A 5,554-nucleotide genomic window follows, 5' to 3' on the forward strand; every position below is an offset into this window, starting at 1 on the left:
ACTAGATAGTAATTTGATACGTTAAAAACTGTGACCGGGAAGAGTACATGAAACCCTTTTATCTAGGAAGTTTGCACCCAGACTGAAAGTGCAAATATAGAAGATTCATCGAAGTTCACCCCGTTAGTTGCCATCAGGACCAGCGATTGCTGTAAAGATGTGCCGGTGAAGAGCCGTTAATTCAATGAAGTGATTACGTCTGGAAAGTCAGCGTAGTAATCAGGGTGGTACCGCGAAATAGTTCCTCGTCCCTTTTTCAGGGGCGGGGTTTTTTATTTTTTTAGAGGGAGGATATACACATGCAAGAACAATTACAACAATTAAAACAAGAAGCAATTGGCAAAATAGAAGCCGCTTCAAATGTGAAAGAACTACAAGATGTTCGAGTTGCCTATTTAGGTAAAAAAGGACCGATTACGGATCTGTTAAAAGGAATGGGTAAACTACCTGCTGAAGAACGTCCTAAAATGGGTGCACTTGTAAACGTAGTTCGTGAAGAAGTAACGTCAGTTTTGGATGAGCGTTTAGTTTTACTAGAAGACGCGGCAATTCAACAACAACTTGAAAATGAATCAATCGATGTAACATTACCAGGTCGTCCAGCAAAAACTGGAAATCACCATCCATTAACACGTGTGGTAGAAGAAATTGAAGACTTGTTTATCAGCATGGGATACGAAATTGCTGAAGGTCCTGAAGTTGAAAAAGATTACTATAACTTTGAAGCATTGAACTTGCCGAAAGGTCATCCAGCAAGAGATATGCAAGATTCATTCTATATTTCTGAAGATATTTTACTTCGTACACACACATCTCCAGTTCAAGCTCGCACAATGGAAGCAAAAGGTGGAGAGCCAATCAAGATTATTTGTCCAGGTAAAGTGTATCGACGTGATAGCGATGATGCGACACATTCACACCAATTCACTCAAATCGAAGGTCTAGTAATTGGCGAGAACATTAATATGAGTGACTTAAAAGGAACATTGTCTGTATTTGCGAAGAAAATGTTTGGCGATGATCGTGAAATACGTTTGCGTCCAAGTTTCTTCCCATTCACAGAGCCTTCTGTTGAAATGGATATTTCATGTTTCAAATGTGGCGGTAGCGGCTGTAACGTTTGTAAAAAAACAGGTTGGCTTGAAATTTTAGGTGCCGGTATGGTACATCCAAATGTCTTAGAAATGGCAGGGTACGATTCAAAACGTCTGTCTGGATTTGCATTCGGTATGGGACCAGAGCGCATTGCGATGTTGAAATACGGAGTGGAAGACATTCGTCATTTCTATACGAATGACGTGCGATTCGTTTCGCAATTTCACCGGACTGAAGTGTAAGGAGGAGATCACATGTTAGTTTCAACTAAATGGTTAGCTGATTATATAGATACAAAAGGGTTAGATCCTGCGGAACTCGCTGAAAAAATTACTCGTTCTGGGATTGAAGTGGACGCAGTTATCGATCGTTCTCATGGAATGACAAATGTTGTAGTGGGTCATGTTTTAGAATGCGAAAAACATCCAGAAGCAGACAAATTATCTATTTGCCAAGTCAATGTTGGGGAAGAAGTAACTCAAATTATTTGTGGTGCTCCAAACATTGCAAAAGGTCAAAAAGTAATCGTTGCCCGTCCAGGTGCTGTTTTACCTGGTGGAATGAAAATTAAAAAAGCGAAGCTTCGCGGAGAAGAATCAAACGGTATGATCTGTTCACTTCAAGAACTAGCAATTGAAGGGAAGCTTGTACCTAAAGCTTATGCAGAAGGAATTTACGTGTTACCAGTGGATACACAAGCGGGTGCTGATGCACTTGAAGTTCTTGGTTTACATGACACAGTGCTCGAACTTGGTTTAACACCTAATAGAGCAGATGCGATGAGTATGTTAGGCGTAGCATATGAAGTAGGTGCAATTCTTTCGGAAGATATGAAGTATCCTGAAATTACGTATTCAACATCATCAGAATCTGCTGAAAATGTCTTGAAACTTCGTGTGGAAGACATGGATGCAAACCCACTATATATTGCTAAAGTCGTGAAAAATGTAAAAATTGGTGAATCTCCATTATGGTTACAGCAACGTTTAATGGCTGCTGGAGTACGTCCTCATAATAATGTAGTGGATGTAACKAACTATGTATTAATGGAATATGGTCAACCGCTTCATGCCTTTGATTATGATCGTTTGCAAACAGGAGAAATCGTTGTGCGAGCTGCTCGTCAAGGTGAGAAAATTACTACATTAGATACGCAAGAACGTGAATTAGCATCACATCAATTAGTCATTACTAATGGTCAAGAAGCGGTTGCGATTGCTGGAGTGATGGGTGGAGCAAATTCTGAAGTTCATGAAGGCACGACAACTGTCGTTATTGAATCAGCATACTTCAAGCCCGCTTCTGTTCGCCAAACGTCTAAAGATCACAATTTACGCAGTGATGCGAGTTCGCGTTTTGAAAAAGGCGTGGATCCAAACCGTGTGGAAGCAGCTGCAGAACGTGCTGCTCAACTAATTGCTGAACTTGCTGGAGGAGAAATCCTACAAGGAAGTGTAGTAGTAGACGAACTGGATAAATCACAAAAAGAAGTGGTTGTATCTCCAGATTTCATTAATAATCGTTTAGGCATGAAAATTTCCTTAGAAGATATGACGTCTATATTAAGTCGTTTGAAATTCGAATTCGAAGCAGCAAATGGTTTGCTTTACATTAAAGCACCTACACGTCGTCAAGATATTCAAATTGAAGAAGACATTGTAGAAGAAATTGCTCGTATATATGGATATGACGAAATTCCAATAACACTGCCTAAAGGGGAATCGACTCCGGGTGGCTTAACTCCTTACCAAGCACAACGACGCATTGTTCGAAACTACTTGGAAGGTGCTGGATTGCAACAAGCGATTACGTATTCATTAACATCTAAAGAACTTGCGCAGAGCTTTGCACTAGAAGCTGCACCGGTGACACAATTATTAATGCCTATGAGTGAAGACCGTAGTACATTACGTCAATCGTTAATTCCACATTTACTTGAAGCTGCGACATATAACATTGCACGTAAAGCGGATGCTGTAACGATGTTCGAAACGGGTTCAGTATTCTTAGGTGAAACTTCAGAAGGACTTCCTCATGAAGAAGAACATGTTGCTGCAGTAATGACAGGGAAATGGCTTGATCATAGTTGGCAAGGTGAACGCAAAACAGTAGATTTCTTTGTGTTAAAAGGAATCATTGAAGGCTTGTTTGCGAAAATAGGATTAGATAAACATATGTCATTTGAGCAAGCGCAAATGGACGGTTTACATCCTGGTAGAACAGCTACAATTAAATTAGCCGACAAAATGATTGGTATAGTGGGGCAATTGCATCCAACCGAACAGAAGAAACGTGATTTAAAAGAAACATATGTGATGGAACTGAACTTGGCGAAATTACTAACTTTCACTTTAGAACCATTATTGTACACACCAGTACCACGTTTCCCATCTATCTCACGCGATATTGCGTTAGTTGCGGAACGAGCGAAAGCGGCTGGAGAATTAGAAAAAATCATTCGCAGTGCGGGTGGTAAGTTATTGAAAGATGTACGTGTCTTCGATTTATACGAAGGTGAGAAAATGGAGCCAGGTCAAAAATCGGTCGCATTCTCTTTAACTTACGAAGATCCAGAACGTACATTAACTGATGAAGAAGTCGTGAAAGCTCATTCGAAAGTGTTAAAAGCACTAGAAGAGCAAGGAAACGTACAACTTCGAGGATAACTGAAAGAAAATGAAATGAAGAGGTGGACGTGAAAAAAGTGCCTGGCACTTTTTACGTCCAATCTCTTCTTTTTTAATGATGATAAAGAAGAATGACTAGATTGAGCGATGGCTCAGTTGTAATAAACAGGGTTCACGTTGTAATTATTGAGGCTGACGTTGTAAAAATGGATGGTCTCGTTGTAATTATGAGCATTCACGTTGTAAAAGTATATATATGGAAGTTTTTGATAGGGTAACGTCAAACTTCGAAGATAAAAAAGAGCTGATTCTTTTCACGTGTTTGTGATTAGGAAATAGCTCTTTTTGTTTATTTATTTGAGATTAATCAGGTGGTTATTATCGGACTTATTATATTTTCCAACAAGAAGAAAAGTGATGAATGAAATAAGGATCAGTATGATAAAAAGTTTTTTAAACACCTTGATACCTTCCATACAACCAACTATCTTTTTTTCTTTTGGGCTAAAGCCATCGCTTTTTGGCTATTTGCAAAATGCCATTTCGTTATGGATTTTAACTCTTCTTCACCTTTATCTAATAATATTTTCGCAGCAATTTCGTCTACTTTAGAGCTTGCTCCTTTTGGGATCGTAAATCCTGTTTTTAGGCTAAGCTTATCCATCTCTTCCAAAAATGCGACGCGAGCTAAAATCGAAGCCGCAGCAACCGAGACATGTAGTTGCTCAGCTTTAGTTGAAAACAAGACATTTTCACGAATGATTTCCTTTTCTGCTTTCACATGGTTGTAGTAAATACCACGTTCGGCAAATTGATCGATTAAAATGAACTCTGGTTTTTCAGGAGCTATTTTAGTGAGCACATGTTTCAATGCTTGATTATGCAACAAGGCTTTTATTTTCCCTTGTGACCAACCCTTTGCTTGCACAGTGTTATATTTTTCATTGCCAAGAATTAAAATGCTATAGGTTAAGGATTCTTTTAAATCAGGAGCAATTTTGCGCATCAAATCGTCGGTTAGCATTTTCGAGTCCTTTACACCTAAAAATTGAATAAGCTCTACTTTATCGGCAGGAACATAACAAGCTGCGACGGTCATGGGACCAAAAAAGTCACCAGTTCCAGTTTCGTCCGAACCAAGCACTGATTTCAACGCAAAGCCTTCAGGCAATGTATCGCCTTTTGCTGAACTGATTTTTTTAGCTGTTTTTTCTTGAGTCGTACCCCAGCGCATCGCTTCTCTTGTAGCGCCTCCACCTTGAAACAAAACTTTACCCGATTTATAAGCAGTAATTGAAGTATCTGTTAGTTTTGCTGCAAATATAACTCCTGGAGCATTGCGCTCAATTTTGCTTGTTGCATAATAAGACATCACGTTTTTTATTTGAGTAGTTGATAGTAATAGTACTTCGTTTGACATAATCACTTTCCTTTCTAATGGTGTGTATTCCCAAGTCTATCTATTTCATGGTATGATATATAGTAGGATTTTGATGAGGAGGGTACCCTTTGTCAGAGCAACATAAAATACGAGTTTCAGTAGATATTTATGGGCAAACGTATAAAATGCTCGGTTCCGAAACGAGCGGTCATATGCGTCTAGTAGCCTCAATGGTTGATGATAAAATGCGAGAAATTAATTCGCACAATCCCTCATTAGATAGTGCAAAACTAGCAGTTCTTACTGCGATCAATACCGTTCACGAAAATGTTAAATTAATAGAACAAGTCGAACAACTAGAAGAAGAAATCAAAAGGTTAAAGGGCTGAATAAATGTTAGATATTATTATTTTACTAGTATTATTTATAGGATTATTCGTAGGTGCTAAAC

General features: G+C 38.8%; 4 protein-coding genes and 1 other annotated feature. Of the genes, 3 read left to right on the top strand and 1 reads right to left on the bottom strand.

Features of this window, described 5'->3' with window-relative positions; translation table 11 throughout:
* Window positions 1-21 precede the first annotated feature (21 nt).
* Window positions 22-256, top strand: a binding site (T-box leader).
* Window positions 257-299: 43 nt separating this feature from the next.
* Window positions 300-1,337, top strand: coding sequence for a phenylalanine--tRNA ligase subunit alpha (gene pheS, locus AC1DOS_RS17530; protein ID WP_108585314.1), 1,038 nt, complete (start codon window positions 300-302; stop codon window positions 1,335-1,337).
* Between the two features lie 12 nt (window positions 1,338-1,349).
* Entirely contained in the window at window positions 1,350-3,761 is a 2,412-nt protein-coding gene (pheT, locus tag AC1DOS_RS17535) for a phenylalanine--tRNA ligase subunit beta (RefSeq protein ID WP_477538535.1), read from the top strand.
* 445 nt (window positions 3,762-4,206) lie between these two features.
* Here the strand turns inward: pheT and rnhC are convergent, their stop codons facing one another.
* The gene (rnhC, locus tag AC1DOS_RS17540; RefSeq protein ID WP_477538536.1) at window positions 4,207-5,142 is read right to left on the bottom strand and encodes a ribonuclease HIII; all 936 of its coding nucleotides are present in this window, start codon (window positions 5,140-5,142) and stop codon (window positions 4,207-4,209) included.
* 89 nt (window positions 5,143-5,231) lie between these two features.
* Here rnhC and zapA point away from each other — a divergent pair, with 89 nt between their 5' ends.
* Entirely contained in the window at window positions 5,232-5,492 is a 261-nt protein-coding gene (gene zapA / locus AC1DOS_RS17545; RefSeq protein WP_108585311.1) for a cell division protein ZapA, read from the top strand.
* Window positions 5,493-5,554 lie beyond the last annotated feature (62 nt).

Source organism: Paenisporosarcina sp. P5_A11 (assembly GCF_056400705.1).